Here is a 21,094-nt window from a genome sequence, read left to right as displayed (position 1 = left end):
AGCCGGCGTTCTTGCCGCAGCCTTTAGAGCATTTTCATCGAAAACGGAAACCGGAATCAAACCAAAGCACGCATGATGGCGAGGCCGGCGAACACCGCCGCCATAGAAAGACCGACGCTGGCTGCTATGTAGACGCCGCCGGCGACGGTATTGCCGCCCTCAAACAGAGAGATGGCGTCGAGCGAAAAGGCCGAGAACGTGGTGAAGCCGCCGAGGAAGCCGGTGATGAGCAGCAGCCGCAATTCCATCGAGGCGTTGAACCTTCGCGCGAGCAATTCGGCGAAGACACCGATGACAAAGCAGCCGACGACATTGACAGCGAGAGTCCCCCAGGGAAAGGCCGGGCCCATGAGCCTCAGCGCCCATTTGCCGACGTAATATCTGAGAACGGAACCAATGGCGCCGCCGACGGCGACGAGGAGAGCCTGGATCATGGGCGGATATCCGAGTTTGAGAGCGCAACTGATCGTGACGGAATAAATTCTTTAATTCAGTAAAATGCCGCCGGTTTTCTTATGCCGGCGCCAAGAACCTGTCGATACTGTGCCGGCATGACCCAGCTCCTGTCCATTTCGGCAAGCACAGCCGCCATTGCCTTAGAAACGCTGAGAATACCGCAGCGTGTTGCCACGAGCACCGCCGCGCGCGACTCGCGCCGTCTCGCCGACCGGCAATTGAAGGCCGAAGGCACTGAGGGTCTCGACGATCCCGCCAGCATCATCCAATCGACCGAAGTGGCGCTCGACCTGATGGAGAGGGGTAATCGCCAGCCCCAGGCAGGCCTCAAGCAGGCACTGCAATCCTACGAGGACGTCTGAGGCAATCCCCTTTCCAGCGAAAAGCCCGCCTCGCGGGCTTTTCTGCGTCAACCCTTACTCACTTGCCTTGTGCCGAAAGTACTTGCAGCACCAGGTCAACCTTCCCGGCCTTTTCGAAGGTCAGCGTCACCGGCACCGTCTCGCCCTGCCGGAATGGCGTCTTTACCTTCTGGAACATCAAATGCAGGTTGCCGGGCTCGAGCTTGATCGTTTCGCCCGCGGCAATGACGATGCCGTCCTTCAGCTGGCGCATCCGCATGACATTGTCCTTGGTCACCATCTCATGGATCTGAACCTCGCCTGATGCAGGCGACGACACCGATACCAGGCGATCATCCATCCTGCCGTCGTTCTTCACTGTGAAAAAACCACCGCCGACCGGTTGGCCGGGCAGCATTGCCTTGGCGAAGGCGCCCGAGATTTCGAGATCGCCGGCCTTGACTGGTTCGCCCGCCGGCGCGGCAGCCGTCATACCGGTCATATCCATGCCGGCCATGTCGTCGTGGTCATGCTCGTGGCCGTCGCCCGCAACGATCTTCAGGAGCGGCGCGGGGCTTTTGAGGTCATGCGCGTCTCCGCCTCCCCCAGCCACCTGATCCCAAGCCTGGACCGCGTCGCCGCACATCTGCGTCACCGGAAAGGCGAGCAAGATGCCGGCCTCGACGCCGGAAACCTTACCCTGGATGACGAAGGTATCGTAGAAATCGTCTGAGAGATTGCCGTTCTTCCAGCGTATCTCGATCGCGCCCGCCTTCACCTTGTCGCCGTGGTTGTCGTAGGTCTTCTGGTAATCGCCTTTGACCACATCGAGCTCCCAGCCCGCTTTCGGCTGCGGCTTGGCGAAGACGAAGCCTTCCGGCAGCTTGACCCGCACTTCCGTTGTCGCCTTGCCGTCGCAGCCATGCGGCACCTGCAGCGTCGCGAGAATGGTGCTTTCCTGTGCTGCCTGCTTGTCGAGGAAGCTCACATGCGCCTCGGCGCCGGCCACGGCGGTGGCCGAAAGAAGCGCGGCGAGTGCCAAAGTCTTGATAGTTTGCGTGTTGATCGGTTTCATCGAAATATCTCCTCGCCGGCCGCGGCACGTCTCGCAGGCGGACCGGCATGTTGCATTAGGATTGCGGAGGAAGATCAGACGGAGATCGGAGGCGCGCGGGAATTCGGCCGGCTGACGGCGCCCACCCCGGCGATCGCCGCGGTTTCGATCGGTGAATTGGTCAGCGAGACGAGCTTGTGCTCGAGCCAGGAACCCGCATCCGGCGTCGGCAGGATCACCGAGGCCGACAGCCGGCAGGCTTCGCAATTCGGCTTGAAGGCGACGGTCTTGCCGTCGGCCTCCTTCACGGTGACGCAGAGCGAGGCAAAGGTGCCATCTGGCAGCATATAGGCCGCGGCATCATAACCATCGGAAGCGACAGCCTGCGGCGCTTGATGGGCAAATCCGAGCAAAAGCAGACTGAAGGCGCAAAGCATGCGCAGGAAGAGCGTCGCTTTCAGTCCAGTCCGCCGCATGAGATCCCCTTCAACAGCATGTCGCGATAGCCGTTTTCCCTGTCGAATGCAAAAGCAGATTTGCCGCAGATAGCGGCCTGCCGTGAATATGGCGACAAAAATTTGTCAGGTCACGACATTTGGCCTTGCCAAGCGCTGCGCCCGCCGGATAATTGCGGCCAACCCTGTTGGGAGAATCCGGTGCTTCTACCACCGGTGCCGAAGGAGCAACCGCCCCGGAAACTCTCAGGCCAAAGGACCAGCAAGGGGGCAGACGGAACTCTGGAGAGAAGCGTTCGCGAAACGCTCGCCGAAGGGATAACAATCTCAGGCAAAGGGACAGAGGGGGCTCAGGAGAGAGGCGCAGTCGCGCCTTCAGATTTGAGCCCGCGCCTTGGCAACAAGGCGCAAACCCCGGAGGCGTCGTTTGGACGATACTGCTGCCCTGAAGAAAACCCCGCTGCATGCCCTGCATCTTTCGCTCGGCGCCCGCATGGTGCCGTTTGCGGGTTACGACATGCCGGTGCAATATCCCGCGGGCGTCATGAAGGAACATCTTCATACCCGCACCGAGGCCGGCCTGTTCGACGTCTCCCATATGGGCCAGGTCATCGTGAAGGCGAAATCGGGAAGTTATGAGGATGCGGCGCTGGCGCTCGAAAGCCTGGTGCCCGTGGATATCCTCGGTCTCGCCGAGGGCCGCCAGCGCTACGGCTTCTTCACCGACGATACCGGCGGCATTCTCGACGATTTGATGATCACTCATCTTGACGACCACCTTTTCGTCGTCGTCAACGCGTCCTGCAAGGAGGCCGATCTCGCCCATCTGCAGGCCCATATCGGCGACCAGTGCGATATCACCCTTTTGAATCGCGCGCTGATTGCGCTGCAGGGACCACGCGCGGTCGAGGTTCTCGCCGAACTCTGGGCCGACGTCGCGGCGATGAAATTCATGGACGTGCGCCACTGCCGCCTGCACGACGTTTCCTGTCTGGTCTCGCGCTCCGGCTATAGCGGCGAGGACGGCTTCGAAATCTCGATTCCATCGGACAAGGCCGTGGATGTCACCATGCGCTTGCTCGAACATCCCGACGTCCAGGCGATCGGCCTCGGCGCCCGTGACTCCCTGCGCCTCGAAGCGGGGCTCTGCCTCTATGGCAACGATATCGACACCAGCACCTCGCCGGTCGAGGCAGCCCTGGAATGGGCCATACAGAAGGCGCGGCGCGGCAATGGTGCGCGCGCCGGCGGCTTCCCCGGCTCCGGCCGCATCCTCTCCGAACTCGAAAACGGCGCCGCCCGCCGCCGCGTCGGCCTGAAGCCGGAAGGCAAGGCGCCGGTGCGCGGTCATGCCAAGCTTTACGCCGATGCCGAGGGCAAGACCGAAATCGGCGAAGTCACATCAGGCGGCTTCGGCCCCAGCGTCGAAGGTCCCGTCGCGATGGGCTATCTGCCGGTCTCCCATGCGGTGGTAGGCACCCAGGTCTATGCCGAACTGCGCGGCAAGTTCCTGCCCGTCACAGTCGCCGCCTTGCCCTTCGTTACGCCGACCTACAAACGCTGAAACCCCGTTTCCGAAAGGATTTTTCCATGCTGAAATTCACCGCTGAACATGAATGGCTCGAGTTCGACGGCGATGTCGCAACCGTTGGCATCACCACCTATGCCGTCGAACAGCTGGGCGATCTCGTCTTCGTCGAACTGCCCGAAGTCGGCAAGAGCTTTGCGAAGAACGACGATGCCGCAACGGTCGAATCCGTTAAGGCAGCCTCGGAGGTCTATTGTCCGCTCGACGGTGAGATCACCGCTGTCAACGACGCAATCGTTGCCGATCCCTCGCTCATCAACTCCGATCCTCAAGGCGCCGGCTGGTTCTTCAAGCTGAAGCTCAAAAACCCCTCCGATGCCGACGGCCTGCTCGACGAGGCCGCCTACAAGGAGCTCACCGCGTAATGACGACGCCGACCGAATTCCAGTTCACCGACTATCAGCCCTACGATTTCGCAAATCGCCGTCACATCGGCCCGTCGCCGACTGAAATGGCGGAGATGCTGAAGGTGATCGGCTATAACAGCCTAGATGGGCTGATCGACGCGACACTACCGCCCTCGATCCGTCAGAAGGCGCCGCTCGTCTGGGGCGCGCCGATGACCGAGCGCGAGGCGCTCGACAAGCTGCGCGAGACCGCCAACAAGAACAAGGTGCTCGTGTCGCTGATCGGCCAGGGCTATTACGGCACGATCACGCCGCCGGTGATCCAGCGCAATATCCTGGAAAATCCCGCCTGGTATACGGCCTATACTCCTTACCAGCCCGAGATCAGCCAGGGCCGCCTCGAAGCGCTCCTGAACTACCAGACGATGGTCTGTGATCTAACCGGCCTCGATGTCGCCAACGCTTCGCTGCTCGACGAGGCGACCGCCGCCGCCGAAGGCATGGCGATGGCCGAGCGCGTGTCGAAATCCAAGGCGAAAGCCTTCTTCGTCGATGCCGACTGCCACCCGCAGACCATCGCCCTCATCCGCACCCGTGCGGAGCCGCTTGGCTGGCAGGTCATCGTCGGCAATCCCTTCACCGATCTCGATCCCGTCGACGTCTTCGGCGCGATCTTCCAATATCCGGGCACACTCGGCCACGTGCATGATTTCACCGGCCTCATCGCACGCTTGCATCAGACCGGCGCCATCGCCGTCGTCGCCGCCGATATCCTGGCGCTGACGCTTTTGAAGTCGCCCGGCGAAATGGGCGCCGACATTGCCGTCGGCTCCTCGCAGCGCTTCGGCGTTCCCGTCGGCTACGGCGGTCCGCATGCGGCCTATATGGCGGTCAAGGATGCCATCAAGCGCTCCATGCCGGGTCGTCTCGTCGGCGTGTCCGTCGACGCCCGCGGCAACCGCGCCTACCGCCTATCGCTGCAGACCCGCGAACAGCATATCCGCCGTGAGAAGGCGACGTCGAACATCTGCACCGCCCAGGTGCTGCTTGCCGTCATGGCCTCGATGTATACGGTCTTTCACGGACCCGATGGCATCAAGGCGATCGCCCAGCAGGTGCACCAGAAGGCCGTGCTGATGGCAAAGGGCCTGGAAAAGCTCGGCTATAAGGTTGAACCGGAAAGCTTCTTCGACACGATCACCGTCGATGTCGGCCACATGCAGGGCCTCATCCTGCGCGCCGCCGTCGCCGAAGGCGTCAATTTGCGCAAGGTCGGCGAGACGAAGATCGGCATGAGCCTCGACGAGCGCACCCGGCCTGCGACCCTCGAAGCCGTCTGGCGCGCCTTCGGCGGCAATTTCACCATTGCCGATTTCGAGCCGTCCTACCGCCTGCCGAAGGGCCTGCTCCGGACCAGCGATTATCTCACCCACCCGATCTTCCACATGAACCGGGCCGAGAGCGAGATGACGCGCTATATCCGCCGGCTCTCCGACCGGGATCTCGCTCTCGACCGCGCCATGATCCCGCTCGGCTCCTGCACGATGAAGCTCAATGCGACGGCGGAAATGCTGCCAATCACCTGGCCGGAATTTTCCGATATCCATCCCTTCGTGCCGGCCGACCAGGCGCTCGGCTATCGCGAGATGCTCGACGACCTGACGGAAAAGCTCTGCGCCGTCACCGGCTACGACGCCTTCTCGATGCAGCCGAATTCTGGCGCTCAAGGCGAATATGCCGGCCTGCTGACGATCCGCAACTACCACATCGTCAATGGCGAGGCTCATCGCGACGTCTGCCTGATCCCGACCTCGGCGCACGGCACCAACCCGGCCTCGGCCCAGATGGTCGGCATGAAGGTGGTCGTCGTCAAGGTTCGTGAGAATGGCGACATCGACATGGAGGATTTCCGCGCCAAGGCTGAGGAGCATGCGGCAAACCTTTCCTGCTGCATGATCACATATCCCTCGACGCACGGCGTCTTCGAGGAGACGGTGAGGGAAATCTGCGATCTCGTGCATCAGCACGGCGGCCAGGTCTATCTCGACGGCGCCAACATGAACGCCATGGTTGGCTTGTCCCGCCCCGGCGACATCGGCTCCGACGTGTCCCATCTCAACCTGCACAAGACCTTCTGTATCCCGCATGGCGGCGGCGGCCCCGGCATGGGCCCGATCGGCGTCAAGGCGCATCTGGCGCCCCACCTGCCCGGCCATCCCGAGACCGACGGCCGTCCGGGCGCGGTTTCGGCCGCCGCCTTCGGCTCGGCTTCGATCCTGCCGATCTCCTGGAGCTATTGCCTGATGATGGGCGGCGAAGGCCTGACGCAGGCGACCAAGGTGGCGATCCTCAACGCCAACTACATCGCCGCCCGGCTGAAGGGCGCCTATGACGTGCTTTACAAGTCGAAGACCGGCCGTGTGGCGCATGAATGCATCATCGACACGCGGCCGCTGGTCGATAGCGCCGGCGTGACAGTCGACGATGTCGCCAAGCGGCTGATCGACTGCGGCTTCCATGCGCCGACCATGAGCTGGCCGGTCGCGGGTACGCTGATGATCGAACCGACGGAAAGCGAGACCAAGGCCGAGCTCGACCGTTTCTGCGAAGCAATGCTGGCGATCCGTGAGGAAGCCCGCGCCATCGAAGAAGGCCGCATGGACAAGGCCAACAACCCGCTGAAGAACGCCCCGCACACGGTGGAAGACCTCGTCGGCGAATGGGACCGGCCCTATAGCCGCGAACAGGCCTGCTTCCCGCCCGGCGCCTTCCGCGTCGACAAATACTGGTCCCCGGTCAACCGGGTGGACAACGTCTACGGCGACCGCAACCTAATCTGCACCTGCCCGCCGGTCGAAAGCTACGCCGAGGCGGCGGAATAACGTAAACGCGGCAAGCCCCTCTCACCGTTGAGAGGGGCCGCCTGCGCGTCGCGCCTTTCATGCACGGTACGAACCCCAACAACGGCCGTTTCTAGGCATAGGGTTCAAATTTAACCTTTCTTAGCAAGTCTCTGTTAGCAATTCGAAATAGGCGGTTTCCAGTCATCATGGATGTTGCCGCTGATCTCTGTTTTGCGTGCGGGTTCTTATGCGTCCATCGGCTGTGCCAGCAATTCTCCTCGCCACCCTGATCCTCTCGGGATGCGCCGCCAGTTCCGGCGCCGAAGATGTGCTCACCCCTGTGGCTTCGACGGAAACCACCAATGCGATCACGAAGACGAGCGGCCCGATCCCGGCTGCTGCTGTGGGTGATGCTGCCCCGCAGGCAAGCCCGCAGCAGCAGGCGCTGAGCTGGACAGGGCCGGTTCCGCAGCCGCAAGCGTTGGTGCCCGCGGAAAGGCCGGTTGGCATGCCGATGCCGACGGAAAGACCTGTTGCGATGCTCATGCCCGACAACCCGGCAATCGATCCCGGCATCGGCACGAAATCACCGTCGCGCGGGCGAATTTACAGCCACCGTTTCCGCGACGCCAAGCCGATCAACTTCGGCAGAACCTCACCGAGAAATCTGGCCGTGCACGGCGTCGACGTATCGCGCTGGCAGGGCGAGATCGACTGGGAGACACTGCGAAAGCAAGGCGCGAACTTCGTATATATAAAGGCGACGGACGGCGGCGATCACCTCGACCCGATGTTCAGGAAGAACTGGCGCCGCGCCAGGGAAGCCGGCCTGAAACACGGCGCCTATCACTTCTTCTACTGGTGCCGCACAGCCGGCGAACAGGCCGACTGGTTCATCCGCAACGTACCGAGAGAAGCAAATGCGCTTCCGCCCGTCATCGACGTCGAATGGAACGGCGAATCGAGCTGCAAGCGGCGCATTTCGCCTGCCCGCGTCCGGGAAAAGATGCAGGTGTTCATGGACAAGCTGGAGCGTCATTACGGCCAACGCCCGATCATTTACACGGCGCCGGATTTCTACCGCGACAATTTGAAGGGCCAGATGCTCGACTATCCCTTCTGGCTGCGCTCGGTGGCGGCCCACCCCTCCAAGGTCTATCCGGGCCGCAAATGGGTCTTCTGGCAATATTCCGGTTCGGGTCTTTCCGACGGCGTCGATGGCAAGATCGACCTCAACGTCTTCAACGGCAACGAAAGCGATTGGCACGACTGGGTGGCATCGCGGTAGCGATGATCCCGTGCCAATCCGGAACAAGCGGTACGCGGAACGCCCCCCCATAGGTCTTTGCTAACTTAATGCCTTCAGCATTCCCTAAATGCTGGCGGGTAAAAGGGATCATCCAGTTCCGGGGAACAACTGATGAGCATTTCGGGCATCACGAGCACTGCTCTTTCGGGCATGCGGGCACAGACAACGCGGATCGGCGCGATCGCCAACAATGTCGCCAACAGCAGCACATCAGGTTACGCCATGCTAATCACCAGCCTCACCACTGTCGCATCAGGCGGCGTTCAGGCAACCGTCAACCCGACCGCGTCGGATGCCGATCCGGCCACCGAACTGACCGATCTCATCGAAGCCGAACAGGCCTATAAGGCAAACGCCGTGGTCTTCGAGACCGGCGCGGATATGTGGGAAATGCTGATGAGCATTAAGCGCGACTGAGCGCGATTCTCAATTAGTCGCGCTGTTATAATTCTACTTGGATCGGACCTACGTCGATCTGCCAACTGCCTCGGCCGTCGCGAAATCAGCCGCTCTGCTGGCAGAATTGCCCTGCAGGCGCTCATACATCATCTCAGGAAAGCATTCCGCTTGCGCCGCATTACCTTATCAATTCTTCTGAATTTCGCCCTGATAACCAGTGCTGACGCTAGCGAAGACCTTTCCGGTGTTTGGCGTGACCTGTTCACACCTGTCGAATTGCCGTGGTGACAGGCAAAGACTTTGATGCAACAGGATTACGCGACCTTGGACGTGACATCAGGACGGTGGCCCCGGTGACCGCTCCTGGGGTCCCCTTTCCACTTCTGTATGGGTACAAAATGGCTGAACAGCGTTCCCGGAGCTCGTTTCGTCATCGTGGAAACCGAGTATCCACCCGATCATGGCAAATCAAGACGTTCGTGCGAGCTCAAACTCGCTCAGGGAGCAAAGCCGATCTCGGCGGACGAGGAAATCCACCTGAGGACGGCATTTCTCGCCGAGCGAGAAGAACTCCTCGACGCTAGGCGCTATGAGCGGTGGAATCCCGACCCGATATTTTCCACCAACCTGGGCATTCGGTTAGCCGAGAAAAATCCTTCCGGCTGCCGCGTCGTCTCTATCATGCAAATCGAGACACGATCCCAATCACCATCATTTTTCGCGACAGGCACCGCCGAACAAGACGCAGCCTGTGGTGCAGCGCCTCGTTTTGCTCATCCATAAAACAGAAAACCGCGATCTCAACGGAGCCAAACCGGCTTCATCAGGAACGGTTAGCGGCTAATTTCGGCGTGTGTGGGCGGTATCAGGAATGCGCCGGTTCACTCTGCCGCTGTGCGGCAAGCGCCGCGAGATCGGCGGGCTTCAATTCGACGGATTCGCCGCAGCCGCAGGCGGACGTCTGGTTCGGGTTGGTGAAGGTGAAGCCTGAGCGCAGCGTCGTCTGCTCGAAACCCATTTCGGTGCCGAGAAGATAGAGCACGGCTGACGGTTCGACCCAGACCTTGGCGCCGTCGCGCTCGATCAGATCGTCCTTGGCATTCGGCTCGGTCACCAGGTCGATGGTATATTCCATGCCTGCGCAGCCGCCCTTCTTGATTCCGACGCGGACACCTTTGGCCTCCGGCCCGGAATTCTCGACGATCGCCTTGACGCGGGCCGCAGCCCCGTCCGTCATGCTCATCACTGCAAAGCCCATCGGCTTCATCTCCTTCCACAACCGGGGTCAAGATCCGGTGCTTCGTGAATCAAATGTAGTCGCCCGAGGTAAACGGATCAATACCGCGCGCGGTACTGGGTACTAGCGCAGCTCAGTACCAGCCGACCGCGACCTGCGCCTCTTCCGACATGCGGTCCGGCGTCCACGGCGGATCGAAAGTCATTTCGACCTCGACGCCGGACACGCCTTCGACGGCGCCGACGGCGTTTTCCACCCAGCCCGGCATCTCACCGGCGACCGGGCAGCCGGGCGCGGTCAGGGTCATCATGATCTTCACCATCCGGTCGTCCTCGATGTCGATCTTGTAGATCAGACCGAGTTCGAAGATGTCGGCGGGAATTTCCGGGTCGTAGACGGTTTTCAGCGCGCTGATGACGTCGTCGCTCAGCCGGGCCAGTTCATCGGCCGGGATGCTGGAATGCACGATGCCTTCGCGCACGTCGATCTTCTGTTCGCTTTCGTCCAGGCTCATCACGGACACTCCTCAAGCAAAGAACTTGCGCGCATATTCCAGCGCATCGGCCAGGGCATCGACCTCGGCGCGGGTATTGTACATGCCGAAGGATGCACGGCATGTGGCGGTGACGCCGAAGCGTTTCAAGAGCGGCATGGCGCAATGCGTGCCGGCCCGCACCGCAATGCCCTGCCGGTCGATCACCATCGAGACGTCGTGGGCGTGGATGCCGGCAAGCTCGAAGGAAAAGATACTGCCCTTATCGGGCGCCGTGCCGAACACACGCAGCGAATTGATCGATTTCAGCCGCTGGACCGCGTAAGCGGCAAGATCGGCCTCATGGCGGGCGATCGCCTCGCGGCCGACCTTCTCCATATAGTCGAGAGCATAACCGAGACCGATCGCCTGGACGATCGGCGGCGTACCGGCTTCGAAGCGATGCGGCGGATCGTTGTAGGTGACCGCATCCTCGGCAACCTCGAAGATCATCTCGCCGCCGCCCTGGAAGGGGCGCATCTCGAAAAGCCGCTCCTTCTTGCCGTAGAGCACGCCGATGCCCGACGGTCCGTAGAGCTTGTGGCCAGTCATGACGTACCAGTCGCAATCGATATCCTGAACGTCGACCGGGAGATGCACGGCCCCCTGGCTGCCGTCGATCAGGACCGGAATGCCGCGTTCATGCGCGATGCGGCAGACCTCCTTGACCGGAACGATCGTGCCGAGCGCATTCGACATATGGGTGATGGCGACGAGCTTGGTGCGCTCCGTCAGGCTCTTTTCGAAATCCTCGATATGGAAGGCGCCTTCGTCGTCGACCGGCACCCAGACCAGTTTGGCGCCCTGCCGCTCGCGAATGAAATGCCAGGGCACGATGTTGGAGTGATGCTCCATGATCGTCAGAACGATCTCGTCATCTTCGCCGAGCTTGGGCATGCCCCAGCCATAGGCGACGGTGTTGATCGCTTCGGTCGAATTCTTGGTGAAGACGATGTCGTTGACCGAAGGGGCGTTGAGGAAACGGCGGACCTTTTCGCGCGCCCCCTCATAGGCATCGGTCGCGGCATTGGAGAGATAATGCAGACCCCGATGCACATTGGCATATTCGTGGCTGTACGCATGCGAGATCGCGTCGATCACCGACTGCGGCTTCTGGGCCGAGGCGCCGTTGTCGAGATAGACCAGCGGCTTGCCGTGCACCTTCTCCGCCAGGATCGGAAAATCCCGGCGGATGGCTTCGACGTCGTATTGCGTGGCCGGCACGATCTTGTCCATGGCTATATCCGATCAGGCGTGCTTTTCGAGCCAGGCCGAAATCACGCCTTCCAGCGCCTCGACCAGGGCCTCGTCTTCCAGTTCCTCGACGATCTCGGCGACGAAGGCGTTGACGAGCATTGCCCGCGCCTTGTTCTCCGGAATGCCGCGCGCCATCATGTAATAGAGATGATTGGCGTCGATATCGGTCACCGTCGCGCCATGGCCGCACTGGACGTCGTCGGCGAAGATCTCGAGCTCCGGCTTGACCGAGAATTCGGCGTCGTCGGACATCAAGAGCGTGTTGCACGCCATTTTGGCGTCGGTCTTCTGCGCATCGGGCGCCACCCGAATCATGCCCTGGAAGACACCCTTGGCGCGGTCGAAGACGACATTGCGGATCACCTCGGTCGAGCCGGTATGCGGCACGTCGTGGCCGAGCACCATCGTCACGTCGGTATGGCTTTCGGCTCCGAGCAGATTGATGCCGCGCAGCGTCAGATCGGCGCCCTCGCCCGTTACCTTGATATGCAGCTCCTGGCGCACCAGCTTGCCGCCGGCATTGATGACGAACAGGCGAAGCTTGGCATCGGCGCCGAGATCGACGCGGATCTGTCCCAGATGCGTATCGTCGGCACCCTGCTGCTGCAGGATGATCCATGTTAGCTCCGTGCCTTTGCCGACGGTGATGTCACTGACATGGGACACGAAGGCAGCATCGCCCGTCACCGCACGGTGACGCTCGATAACAGTTGCCTTGACGCCGGCGCCGAAGGTAACGGGAAGGCGCGTATGGGTCTGCCCGCCAGCATGGATGAACTGGATCTCGAGCGGATTTTCAAGCTCGGTATCATCGGGCACGTCAACCACATAGCCGTCGCGCACGAAGCTGCCATTGATGCGGCCGACCGCATCGTCGCTGCCGATCGCATCAAGCCCGCCTGCAGCCGAGCCGTCACGCAGACGTTCGCTGTAGGCTGACACACCAAGGCCCTCTGCGACCGCCTTCTGATTGGCATGGCCCTGGATCACCGCCAGCACCCTGGAACCCGCGACGAGCGGCTCAAGCGGGTCGGAGCCGGCGTCGCCTGCCTGCGGCGGCAAGCCGCGCAGCAAGTTTTTGAAGTCGGTGTAATGCCAGGCTTCGATGCGGCGCGTCGGCAGGCCGGCCTTCTTCAGGTCATCGAGAAGCCGGTCGCGCAGCGCCGTCACCATGCCGTTGCCCGGCAACTCGCCGATCTGCTGGTTGAAGGCGTCGATCAGCGCCGTTTCGGCCGCGGTCAGGCGACTCGTCGTCTGCATGTTCATGGAGGTCGTCCTTTCCACCCGAACTCAGGCCGCCGCGCCGATGATATCGGCATAGCCGTTGGCTTCGAGCTCATGCGCCAGCGTCTTGTCGCCCGACTTGATCACCTGGCCCTTGTAGAGCACGTGAACCGTATCAGGCACGATATAGTCGAGCAGGCGCTGATAGTGGGTGATGACGACGACAGCGCGATCGGGCGAACGCAACGCATTGACGCCGTCGGCGACGATCTTCAGCGCGTCGATGTCAAGGCCCGAGTCGGTTTCGTCGAGCACGCACAGCTTCGGCTCCAGCAGCGCCATCTGCAGGATCTCGGCGCGCTTCTTCTCACCGCCGGAGAAGCCGACATTGAGCGGCCGCTTCAGCATCTCGGTGTTGATCTGCAGCTTGGCCGCAGCATCCTTGACGCGACGCATGAAATCCGGCGTCGTCAGTTCGTCCTCGCCACGCGCCTTGCGCTGCTCGTTCATCGCCACCTTGAGGAACTGCATGGTGGCGACACCCGGGATTTCGACCGGATACTGGAACGCAAGGAAGACACCCTTGGCGGCGCGCTCGGACGGATCGAGCTCCAGAATGCTCTCGCCATCATAGAGAATGTCGCCTTCGGTGACTTCGTAGTCGCTGCGGCCGGACAGCACATAGGAGAGCGTCGACTTGCCGGAGCCGTTCGGCCCCATGATGGCGGCGACTTCGCCGGCCTTCACCGTCAGGTTCAGACCACGGATGATCTCGGTGCCGTCTTCGGCGATGCGGGCATGAAGGTTTCTGATTTCAAGCATCTTTGTCTTTCCTGTTATCCGGCGAATTTCAAGGATCCGCCCAATTGACCGCTCGCGCTGGTCTCGATCCGTCATCCTCGGGCTTGTCCCGAGGATCTAAGCCCTCAATTGTAATCGCTCCACTCCCGCGTATTCGGATGCGGTCGATAGACATTCTCAATTTCATCAATCCGCTCATAAAGGTCCATCCAGGTCGGATTGAGCTCCTCTATGAGCTTGATTTTCCACTCGCGCATATAGCGCTTCAGGGATTTCTCCCGCTGGATCGCCAACACGATGTTCGGATGGTTCTCGAACCAAACGAGATTTTTTGCTCTGTATTTCTGCGTGAAACCCTTATGGATTTCGTTGCGGTGTTCCCATATGCGACCGTGCAAATCACTCGTAACGCCGGTGTAGATCACGCCCCGCGGTTTGTCGGACATCATATAGACAAAACCAGTCATCCCTGTCCCTGACCGCAGCAGATCCTCGGGACAAGCCCGAGGATGACGGAGGCTGTGTTTTAGCCGACACTCCCCTCAAGCGAAATGCTGATCAGCTTCTGCGCCTCGACGGCAAACTCCATCGGCAGTTCCTGCAGGACTTCCTTGACGAAGCCGTTGACGATCAGCGCGATCGCCGCTTCGGTCGGGATCCCGCGCTGCAGGCAGTAGAACAGCTGATCCTCGGAGATCTTCGAGGTCGTCGCTTCGTGCTCGAACTGCGCCGTCGAGTTTTTCGCCTCGATATAGGGCACGGTATGAGCGCCGCACTTGTCACCGATCAGGAGCGAATCGCATTGGGTGAAGTTGCGGGCGTTCGACGCCTTGCGGTGTGCCGAGACCTGGCCGCGATAGGTGTTGTTGGAGACGCCGGCGGCGATGCCCTTGGAGACGATGCGGCTCGACGTGTTCTTGCCGAGATGGATCATCTTGGTGCCGCTATCGATCTGCTGATGGCCGTTCGACACGGCGATCGAGTAGAATTCGCCTCTGGAGTCGTCGCCGCGCAAGATGCAGGACGGATATTTCCAGGTGATCGCCGAGCCGGTTTCGACCTGCGTCCAGGAAATTTTCGAGCGGTCGCCACGGCAATCGCCGCGCTTGGTGACGAAGTTGTAGATGCCGCCCTTGCCTTCCTTGTCACCCGGATACCAGTTCTGGACGGTGGAATATTTGATCTCGGCATCGTCGAGCGCCACGAGCTCGACCACGGCGGCATGCAGCTGGTTTTCATCGCGCTGCGGCGCCGTGCAGCCTTCGAGGTAGGAGACGTAGGCGCCCTCTTCCGCGATGATCAGCGTACGCTCGAACTGGCCGGTGCCCTTCTCGTTGATGCGGAAATAGGTCGACAGTTCCATCGGGCAGCGAACGCCCTTCGGCACGAAGACGAAGGAGCCGTCGGTAAAGACAGCCGAATTCAACGTCGCGTAATAATTGTCTGAGGTCGGCACGACCGAACCGAGATATTTCCGGACGAGATCGGGATGTTCGCGGATGGCTTCCGAGATCGACATGAAGATCACGCCGGCCTTTTTCAGCTCCGCCTTGAAGGTGGTGACCACCGAGACGCTGTCGAAGACTGCGTCGACAGCGATCTTCGGCTTCTCGACGCCGGCCAGGATCTCCTGCTCACGCAGCGGGATGCCGAGCTTCTCATAGACCTTCAACAGCTCCGGATCGACCTCGTCGAGCGACTTCGGACCCGGCGCGCTCTTCGGCGCGGCGTAGTAATGGATGTCGTTGAAATCGATCTTCGGATAATTGACGCGCGCCCAGGTCGGCTCTTCCAGCGTCAGCCAGCGCCGATAGGCTTCCAAGCGCCATTCCAGCATCCATTCCGGTTCCTGCTTCTTGGCCGAAATGAAACGGATGATATCCTCGGACAGGCCCTTCGGCGCCTTGTCCATCTCGATGACGGTCTCAAAACCGTATTTGTACTGGTCCACATCGATCAGGCGGACCTGGTCGATCGTTTCCTGCACGGCAGCCATTTCATTCTCCAATCTCGCCGGATACAAGGTCCGGCAGCTTGTAGCGCACGGGGCAATTGACTTGCCCCTCATGTCGGCAATTATCTTGCCCTGATGTAAGAGGCCAAAAGGGACTTTTCAGCCCGATTGGCAAGCAGAAAATTGCGTTTCTGCAAGTTTATGATGCGGTCATGCCGCCTCGCCCGCCGACCTGCGCCGGCAAGCGATCTTCGCAAAGGCGGCAACCGCCCTGTCTATGTCTTCTTCCGTGGTCGAGAAGCCGAGCGAGATACGCAGTGCGCCGAGCTTGGCGTCGCGGCCCATCGCCGTCAGCACATGGCTTTCACCAAGCCGTCCCGACGAGCAGGCCGAACCCGCCGAAAGCGCGACACCTTCGAGATCGAACGCGATCTGTCCGGTCTCGGCCTTCAACCCCGGCAGGGTGAAGAAGATCGTATTGGCGACGCGCTCGCCGCCCTCGCCATGGATGATCACGTCGGCGGCATGCCCCCGCATGCCTTCCTCCAGCCGCGCGCGCAACGCGCCGATTGCTGCATTGCGCGTCTCCAGCTCGCCCGCGGCCGTCTCCGCCGCCGCGCCAAAACCGATCAGCGCCAGCGAATTCTGTGTCCCCGAACGGTGACCACGCTCCTGCCCGCCACCCTGGATCAGCGGCCGCGGCATCAGCGCCTCGCCGCGCGCAATCAGCGCGCCGGCGCCCTTCGGCCCGCCGATCTTGTGCGAGGAGACGATCATGAAATCGGCGCCGATCCTGTTGATATCGAGCGGAATACGGCCGGCCGCCTGCACGGCGTCGACCACGAAAAGCCCGCCATGGGCATGCACGAATTTTGCCGCCGCCTCGACCGGCTGGACGATGCCCGTCTCGTTGTTAACAAGCATGACGGCGACCATCGGCAGGCCGGCGGCCTTGTCATGGGCCGCAAGCAGGCGGTCAAGCGCGTCGAGATCGACGATGCCGGCTTCCGTCACCGGAATCTCGGTCATCTTCTCCTTGGGAAAGCGCCCGCCCTCACGCACGGCCGGGTGTTCGATCGCCGAAAAATAGAGACGGCCAAGCTGAAGCGGCGTACGGCCCATGCGGAAATCCGGCGTCAGCACCAGATTGGCGGCTTCCGTCGCGCCGCTGGTGAAGACCACATTGCTGGCATCGGTGCCGGCCAGTGCCGCTACCTTGCGGCGCGCACCTTCTATGGCGGCGCGCGCGGCGCGCCCCTCTCCATGCACGCTGTTCGGATTGCCAAACACGTCGATGGCGCGCATGATCGCCTCGCGCGCTGCTGGGTGCAGCGGCGCTGTGGCATTCCAGTCGAGATAAAGGCGTGGCGGCGCCATGATCTTCAGTCCTGCGCTTGACGAGCTTGCTTCAGCACCCGCGGTTCATTTTTCTTGAAATTTCCGCCGGGCTTGCCTTATGACACGTTCCACGAAGCGTGGATCGCCATGCAAGTTTCGAATTGTTCTAAACTGCGTTTTAGGAAAGCTGACAACGTTAGTCAAGTCATGTTGTCGTCCAACGCAGCGCGAACGCGAAATAAAAACCCGGAGTACCAATGCCCGAAGTAATTTTCAACGGCCCAGCCGGCCGTCTTGAAGGCCGCTACCAGCCCTCCAAGGAAAAAAGCGCGCCCATCGCCCTGATCCTGCATCCGCATCCGCAGTTCGGCGGCACGATGAACAATCAGATCGTCTACCAGCTCTTCTACATGTTCCAGAAGCGCGGGTTCACGACGTTGCGCTTCAATTTCCGCGGAATTGGCCGCAGCCAGGGCGAATTCGACCATGGCGCCGGCGAACTTTCGGATGCCGCCTCGGCGCTCGACTGGGTGCAGAGCCTGCATCCCGATTCGAAGACCTGTTGGGTCGCCGGTTATTCCTTCGGTTCCTGGATCGGCATGCAGCTCCTGATGCGCCGGCCGGAGATCGAGGGCTTCATGTCGATCGCCCCGCAACCCAATACCTACGACTTCTCCTTCCTGGCGCCCTGCCCCTCCTCCGGCCTGATCATCAACGGCGAGGCCGACAAGGTGGCGCCGGAAAAGGACGTCAACGGCCTTGTAGAGAAGCTGAAAACCCAGAAGGGCATTCTCATCACCCATCGTACCGTTGCCAACGCCAACCACTTCTTCAACGGTCAGGTGGAGACGCTGATGAGCGAATGCGAGGACTATCTCGACCGCCGTCTCAACGGCGAACTGGTGCCGGAGCCGGCGGCAAAGCGGATCCGCTAAACCACAAGGCGAACGCGCCGCGTCTTGCGGAGGGCTCGAGACCCGTCGGATCTCTTGTGTCGAAACAGATCACTTACCGTGTTGCAATATATATTGCAGTGCGGTAGGTTCCTCGCGATCCAAACAGAAGCGAGGTCCGCAAATGACCAATTCGTTCGGGGAAGTCCTGGATAAGTATAAGGGAATCGGTCCGGGATTTGATTTTCTTCGAATTGGGCTCGCCTTTTCTATTGTCCTGACCCATTCGTTTTTACTGACCGGAAATGATGCTTTCATTAAGGGCTCGATATTCTGGTTTACTGAATACGCTCTTGTTCCGATGTTCTTCGCCTTGAGCGGATTCCTGATCGCCGGCAGTGCCCAGCGGCTGAGCCTGCGGAACTTCCTGATTAATCGCGGATTGCGCATCGTCCCGGCTCTTGCCGTCGACATCGTCGTCTGTTCGCTGATCATCGGGCCGATCGTCACGATCGTCTACCATGCCGACTATTTCACCGATCCGCGTTTCTTCAAATACTTCCTGAACATCGTCGGCTGGATCCATTATGAGCTGCCGGGCGTGTTCCAGGATAATCCGAGCCAGAAGGTCAATGGCGCTCTCTGGACGGTTCCCTGGGAGATCTTCTGCTACATCGTCATGTCGTTCCTGATGATCAGCGCTATCGTCAAGACGCGCTACAAGCTGCTCGCGGTGACGGCCGCCTATATCGTCATCGGTCTCATCGTTCAGAAGATGCCCTATCTGCTGCCGGGCACGATCAAGCCCGTCGCCCGCTTCCTGTTCATGAGCCGCGGCTCGCAGCTGATAACCGCTTTCCTGATGGGCATTGTCGCCTTCCAGTTCAGGGCGGTCATTCCGCATTCGCGCTGGATCTTCGCCGCCTCCTGCCTCGTCTGCGTCGCCGCCATTCTCACTCTCGACAGCCGGGCGATTGAATCGGTGATCAACCGGCCCATCGTCATCACCTCGCTTGTTTACATGACCGTCTTCATCGGTCTGTCGGAAGTCCCGATCCCCGCCTTCTTCCGGAAAGGCGACTATTCCTACGGCGTCTATCTCTATCACGACCCGTTCCTGCAGATCTGGATAAGCGCGTTTCCGTCGGTCTTTCTCTATCCGAAATATGGGGCGCTGGCGCTCTATGCCGTCGGCCTGCCATCGGCCCTCGCCGTCGCGGTGCTGTCCTGGCATTTCATCGAGAAGCCGATCCTCGGCCTTCGCAAGAAGTTCTCCTTTATCGCCCAGGTCAGGGGCGTCGAGGATGGCAATCAGGCCGGGCGCGGATCCAATGTCCGGCCGGTTGCCGTAAAGAGTTAGAGCTTTGACCGCATGGCAGCGGTCAGCTCAAAAGCGGTGCCAGACACTCCATCGATCAGGATCGGCGCGCGTTCGTGCATGCCGATCCTCCTGAGTACGCGCTGCGAGGCGACGTTTTCGGGATGCGTGAAGGCAATGAAAGCGGACGCAAGTCTGCTTTCGAAGAACCAGTCGGCCAGGGCGCTCGCCGCTTCCGTTGCCAGGCCCTTGCCCCACGCCTCCTCGATCAGAGAATAACCGAGCTCGAACTGCTCGCCCCTGAACCGCGAAATGCCGGCGCGGCCAATGAAACGGCCATCCACCCCGAGAAGCTTGTATTTGGTCGTGCCGTCGCGCACCTGCTCCTCGAACCAGCCCCGCAGCCGTTGTTCCGCCTTCTCGAGGCTCCACGGCGCGTTACCGGGAAGATATTGTGTCGTCGCCGTCGTCGAATGCAGCCACTGTACCAGCGGCGCATCGCCTTCGTTCCACATGACGAAACGCAGCCGCGACGTCCGAAGGATCAGACGCTCGTCACTCATGGCGTTGCCAACACCCCACCGCTGACGGGAGCTTCAACGCCGGTCGTGCCCGGAAATGTCAGCGGCAGCCCGTCCAGCGAGCGCACGGCGAGATAAGCCCAGGCTTCGGCCTCCATCGCATCGCCGTCGAATCCGGCCTCCTCGGCGGCCAATACGCGCGATCCCTGCCCTTCGGCCATGATTGAAAACTCCGCCATCAGCGTGGCGTTCAGCCGACCGCCGCCGCAGACGATGTAGATCGACGGAATCTCGGGCAGGAAGCCGGCGGATTTGACGATCGAGGCGGCAGCGACATGGGCGAGCGTCCGGGCGCCGTCTTCGAGGCTCGCCTCGCCCTGATGAAGCGGCGCGAAATCGCCGCGGTCGAGCGAACGGCGGACATTGCCGCGGAAGAACGGGCTTTGCAGATATCGCTCCGCGAGAGCGGTCACGACCTTGCCGCGTCCGCCGATTTCGCCGCCGGGATCATAGGTTTTGCCGGTCTGCATCTCCACCCATTGGTCAATCAGCGTATTGCCCGGCCCGCTGTCGAAGGCGACGATTCGGCCGTCCGTACCGATGAAGGTCAGATTGGAGATGCCGCCGATATTGACGAAGCAGACCGCCTGTCCTGCCTGCTGGAATTTTCCGGCGAGCGCGGCGTGATATGCCGGCACCAGCGGCGCGCCCTGCCCGCCATGGAGCATGTCATTGGCGCGCATGTCGTAGACCACCGATATGCCGGTTCGCCGTGCGAGGTCGCCACCGTCGCCGATCTGAATCGTCAGTCCTTCATCGGGCCGGTGAAGCACGGTCTGACCATGAAAGCCGAGAACATCGATGGCATCGGCAGACAGCCCGAAACGCTCAAGGAATGCCGTAACGGCAATTGCGTGCCGTTCGGTCAGCTCAAGCTCGATGTCACGAAGTTCCTCGGGTCGCTCGCACCTATCGGTTAGCGGACGCGCCAAGTCCAGCGCCCGCTTGAGCCGCTCGCGAAATTCGGCCTCATAGGGCACACCCAGGAATGGCCCGCGCTCGATGAAACCGCGGCCGTCTGTCCTGATCAGTGCGACATCAATTCCATCCATCGACGTGCCGCTCATCAGCCCGATCGCGGTTCTGATCACGTCCATGAGGCTTGCCTCCCATGCGATTCCCGGATGCACTTTTGTAAAAACAGTGCTAAACGCGCCGCGACAGATC

General features: G+C 61.1%; 22 protein-coding genes and 2 riboswitches. Of the genes, 9 read left to right on the top strand and 13 right to left on the bottom strand.

The genetic code is table 11. The features are described from left to right. Positions 1-56: 56 nt before the first annotated feature. Positions 57-434 carry a fluoride efflux transporter CrcB gene (gene crcB / locus A7X77_RS24760; RefSeq protein ID WP_064685474.1) on the bottom strand — a complete coding sequence of 126 codons (378 nt, stop codon included), beginning with the start codon at positions 432-434 and terminating at the stop codon, positions 57-59. A 117-nt stretch (positions 435-551) separates the two neighbouring features. Between crcB and A7X77_RS24755 the strand changes: the two genes are divergently transcribed. Continuing rightward, positions 552-818 (top strand): hypothetical protein, encoded by a 267-nt coding sequence (locus A7X77_RS24755; protein ID WP_064685473.1) that lies wholly within the window; start codon positions 552-554, stop codon positions 816-818. Between the two features lie 58 nt (positions 819-876). Here the strand turns inward: A7X77_RS24755 and A7X77_RS24750 are convergent, their stop codons facing one another. Beyond that, positions 877-1,872 carry a DUF1775 domain-containing protein gene (locus A7X77_RS24750; protein WP_064685472.1) on the bottom strand — a complete coding sequence of 332 codons (996 nt, stop codon included), beginning with the start codon at positions 1,870-1,872 and terminating at the stop codon, positions 877-879. Between the two features lie 74 nt (positions 1,873-1,946). After that, complete coding sequence (locus tag A7X77_RS24745) at positions 1,947-2,327, bottom strand: hypothetical protein (protein WP_064685471.1); 381 nt, start codon at positions 2,325-2,327, stop codon at positions 1,947-1,949. Positions 2,328-2,485: 158 nt separating this feature from the next. Continuing rightward, a riboswitch (glycine riboswitch) is annotated at positions 2,486-2,578 on the top strand. Then, a riboswitch (glycine riboswitch) is annotated at positions 2,579-2,659 on the top strand. It begins immediately after the preceding riboswitch. Positions 2,660-2,733: 74 nt separating this feature from the next. Between A7X77_RS24745 and gcvT the strand changes: the two genes are divergently transcribed. The 6 genes from gcvT to A7X77_RS34310 all read left to right on the top strand — a co-directional run bounded on the left by gcvT (position 2,734) and on the right by A7X77_RS34310 (position 9,575). Further along, positions 2,734-3,870, top strand: a complete 1,137-nt coding sequence (gene gcvT / locus A7X77_RS24740; protein WP_064685470.1) for a glycine cleavage system aminomethyltransferase GcvT — start codon at positions 2,734-2,736, stop codon at positions 3,868-3,870. A 26-nt stretch (positions 3,871-3,896) separates the two neighbouring features. Further along, positions 3,897-4,259 (top strand): glycine cleavage system protein GcvH, encoded by a 363-nt coding sequence (gcvH, locus tag A7X77_RS24735; protein ID WP_064685469.1) that lies wholly within the window; start codon positions 3,897-3,899, stop codon positions 4,257-4,259. Next, positions 4,259-7,123 carry an aminomethyl-transferring glycine dehydrogenase gene (gene gcvP / locus A7X77_RS24730; protein WP_064685468.1) on the top strand — a complete coding sequence of 955 codons (2,865 nt, stop codon included), beginning with the start codon at positions 4,259-4,261 and terminating at the stop codon, positions 7,121-7,123. The genes gcvH and gcvP overlap by 1 nt, the downstream gene beginning before the upstream one ends. A gap of 208 nt (positions 7,124-7,331) precedes the next feature. Beyond that, positions 7,332-8,372 carry a glycoside hydrolase family 25 protein gene (locus A7X77_RS24725; protein WP_064685467.1) on the top strand — a complete coding sequence of 347 codons (1,041 nt, stop codon included), beginning with the start codon at positions 7,332-7,334 and terminating at the stop codon, positions 8,370-8,372. Positions 8,373-8,504: 132 nt separating this feature from the next. Beyond that, complete coding sequence (locus tag A7X77_RS24720; protein ID WP_064685466.1) at positions 8,505-8,810, top strand: flagellar basal body rod C-terminal domain-containing protein; 306 nt, start codon at positions 8,505-8,507, stop codon at positions 8,808-8,810. Positions 8,811-9,227: 417 nt separating this feature from the next. Then, the gene (locus A7X77_RS34310; protein ID WP_348626305.1) at positions 9,228-9,575 is read left to right on the top strand and encodes a hypothetical protein; all 348 of its coding nucleotides are present in this window, start codon (positions 9,228-9,230) and stop codon (positions 9,573-9,575) included. A gap of 82 nt (positions 9,576-9,657) precedes the next feature. On the opposite strand, the gene sufA is transcribed toward A7X77_RS34310, so the two are convergent. The 8 genes from sufA to A7X77_RS24680 all read right to left on the bottom strand — a co-directional run bounded on the left by sufA (position 9,658) and on the right by A7X77_RS24680 (position 17,174). Continuing rightward, a complete protein-coding gene (gene sufA / locus A7X77_RS24715; protein ID WP_064685465.1) occupies positions 9,658-10,050 on the bottom strand; it encodes a Fe-S cluster assembly scaffold SufA in 393 nt (130 codons plus the stop codon). 112 nt (positions 10,051-10,162) lie between these two features. Continuing rightward, on the bottom strand, positions 10,163-10,543 hold the full coding sequence (locus A7X77_RS24710; protein WP_016554095.1) for an SUF system Fe-S cluster assembly protein: 381 nt from the start codon (positions 10,541-10,543) through the stop codon (positions 10,163-10,165). A 12-nt stretch (positions 10,544-10,555) separates the two neighbouring features. Beyond that, positions 10,556-11,797, bottom strand: coding sequence for a cysteine desulfurase (locus A7X77_RS24705; protein WP_064685464.1), 1,242 nt, complete (start codon positions 11,795-11,797; stop codon positions 10,556-10,558). Between the two features lie 12 nt (positions 11,798-11,809). Continuing rightward, positions 11,810-13,084, bottom strand: a complete 1,275-nt coding sequence (gene sufD / locus A7X77_RS24700) for a Fe-S cluster assembly protein SufD (protein WP_064685463.1) — start codon at positions 13,082-13,084, stop codon at positions 11,810-11,812. Between the two features lie 24 nt (positions 13,085-13,108). Then, complete coding sequence (gene sufC / locus A7X77_RS24695) at positions 13,109-13,864, bottom strand: Fe-S cluster assembly ATPase SufC (RefSeq protein ID WP_064685462.1); 756 nt, start codon at positions 13,862-13,864, stop codon at positions 13,109-13,111. Positions 13,865-13,968: 104 nt separating this feature from the next. Next, positions 13,969-14,310, bottom strand: coding sequence for a GIY-YIG nuclease family protein (locus A7X77_RS24690; protein ID WP_064685461.1), 342 nt, complete (start codon positions 14,308-14,310; stop codon positions 13,969-13,971). A 59-nt stretch (positions 14,311-14,369) separates the two neighbouring features. Continuing rightward, on the bottom strand, positions 14,370-15,839 hold the full coding sequence (gene sufB, locus A7X77_RS24685) for a Fe-S cluster assembly protein SufB (RefSeq protein WP_064685460.1): 1,470 nt from the start codon (positions 15,837-15,839) through the stop codon (positions 14,370-14,372). Positions 15,840-16,007: 168 nt separating this feature from the next. After that, complete coding sequence (locus A7X77_RS24680; protein WP_064685459.1) at positions 16,008-17,174, bottom strand: cysteine desulfurase family protein; 1,167 nt, start codon at positions 17,172-17,174, stop codon at positions 16,008-16,010. A 218-nt stretch (positions 17,175-17,392) separates the two neighbouring features. Here A7X77_RS24680 and A7X77_RS24675 point away from each other — a divergent pair, with 218 nt between their 5' ends. After that, positions 17,393-18,070, top strand: coding sequence for an alpha/beta hydrolase (locus tag A7X77_RS24675; protein ID WP_004675601.1), 678 nt, complete (start codon positions 17,393-17,395; stop codon positions 18,068-18,070). Between the two features lie 142 nt (positions 18,071-18,212). Further along, complete coding sequence (locus tag A7X77_RS24670; RefSeq protein WP_064685458.1) at positions 18,213-19,388, top strand: acyltransferase family protein; 1,176 nt, start codon at positions 18,213-18,215, stop codon at positions 19,386-19,388. Here A7X77_RS24670 and A7X77_RS24665 read toward each other — a convergent pair. Together A7X77_RS24665 and A7X77_RS24660 are read right to left on the bottom strand one after the other, a co-directional pair. After that, positions 19,385-19,909, bottom strand: a complete 525-nt coding sequence (locus A7X77_RS24665) for a GNAT family N-acetyltransferase (protein WP_064685457.1) — start codon at positions 19,907-19,909, stop codon at positions 19,385-19,387. The two genes, A7X77_RS24670 and A7X77_RS24665, sit on opposite strands and share 4 nt — an antisense overlap. Then, positions 19,906-21,024 (bottom strand): anhydro-N-acetylmuramic acid kinase, encoded by a 1,119-nt coding sequence (locus A7X77_RS24660; protein ID WP_064685456.1) that lies wholly within the window; start codon positions 21,022-21,024, stop codon positions 19,906-19,908. Before A7X77_RS24660 ends, A7X77_RS24665 begins: the two co-directional genes overlap by 4 nt. Positions 21,025-21,094 lie beyond the last annotated feature (70 nt).

This window comes from Rhizobium bangladeshense, from assembly GCF_001662075.1.
GTDB classification, from domain to species: Bacteria; Pseudomonadota; Alphaproteobacteria; order Rhizobiales; family Rhizobiaceae; genus Rhizobium; species Rhizobium bangladeshense_B.
Note: the sequence above shows the minus strand (reverse complement) of the source record. Positions and strands in the feature narration are given on the sequence as shown.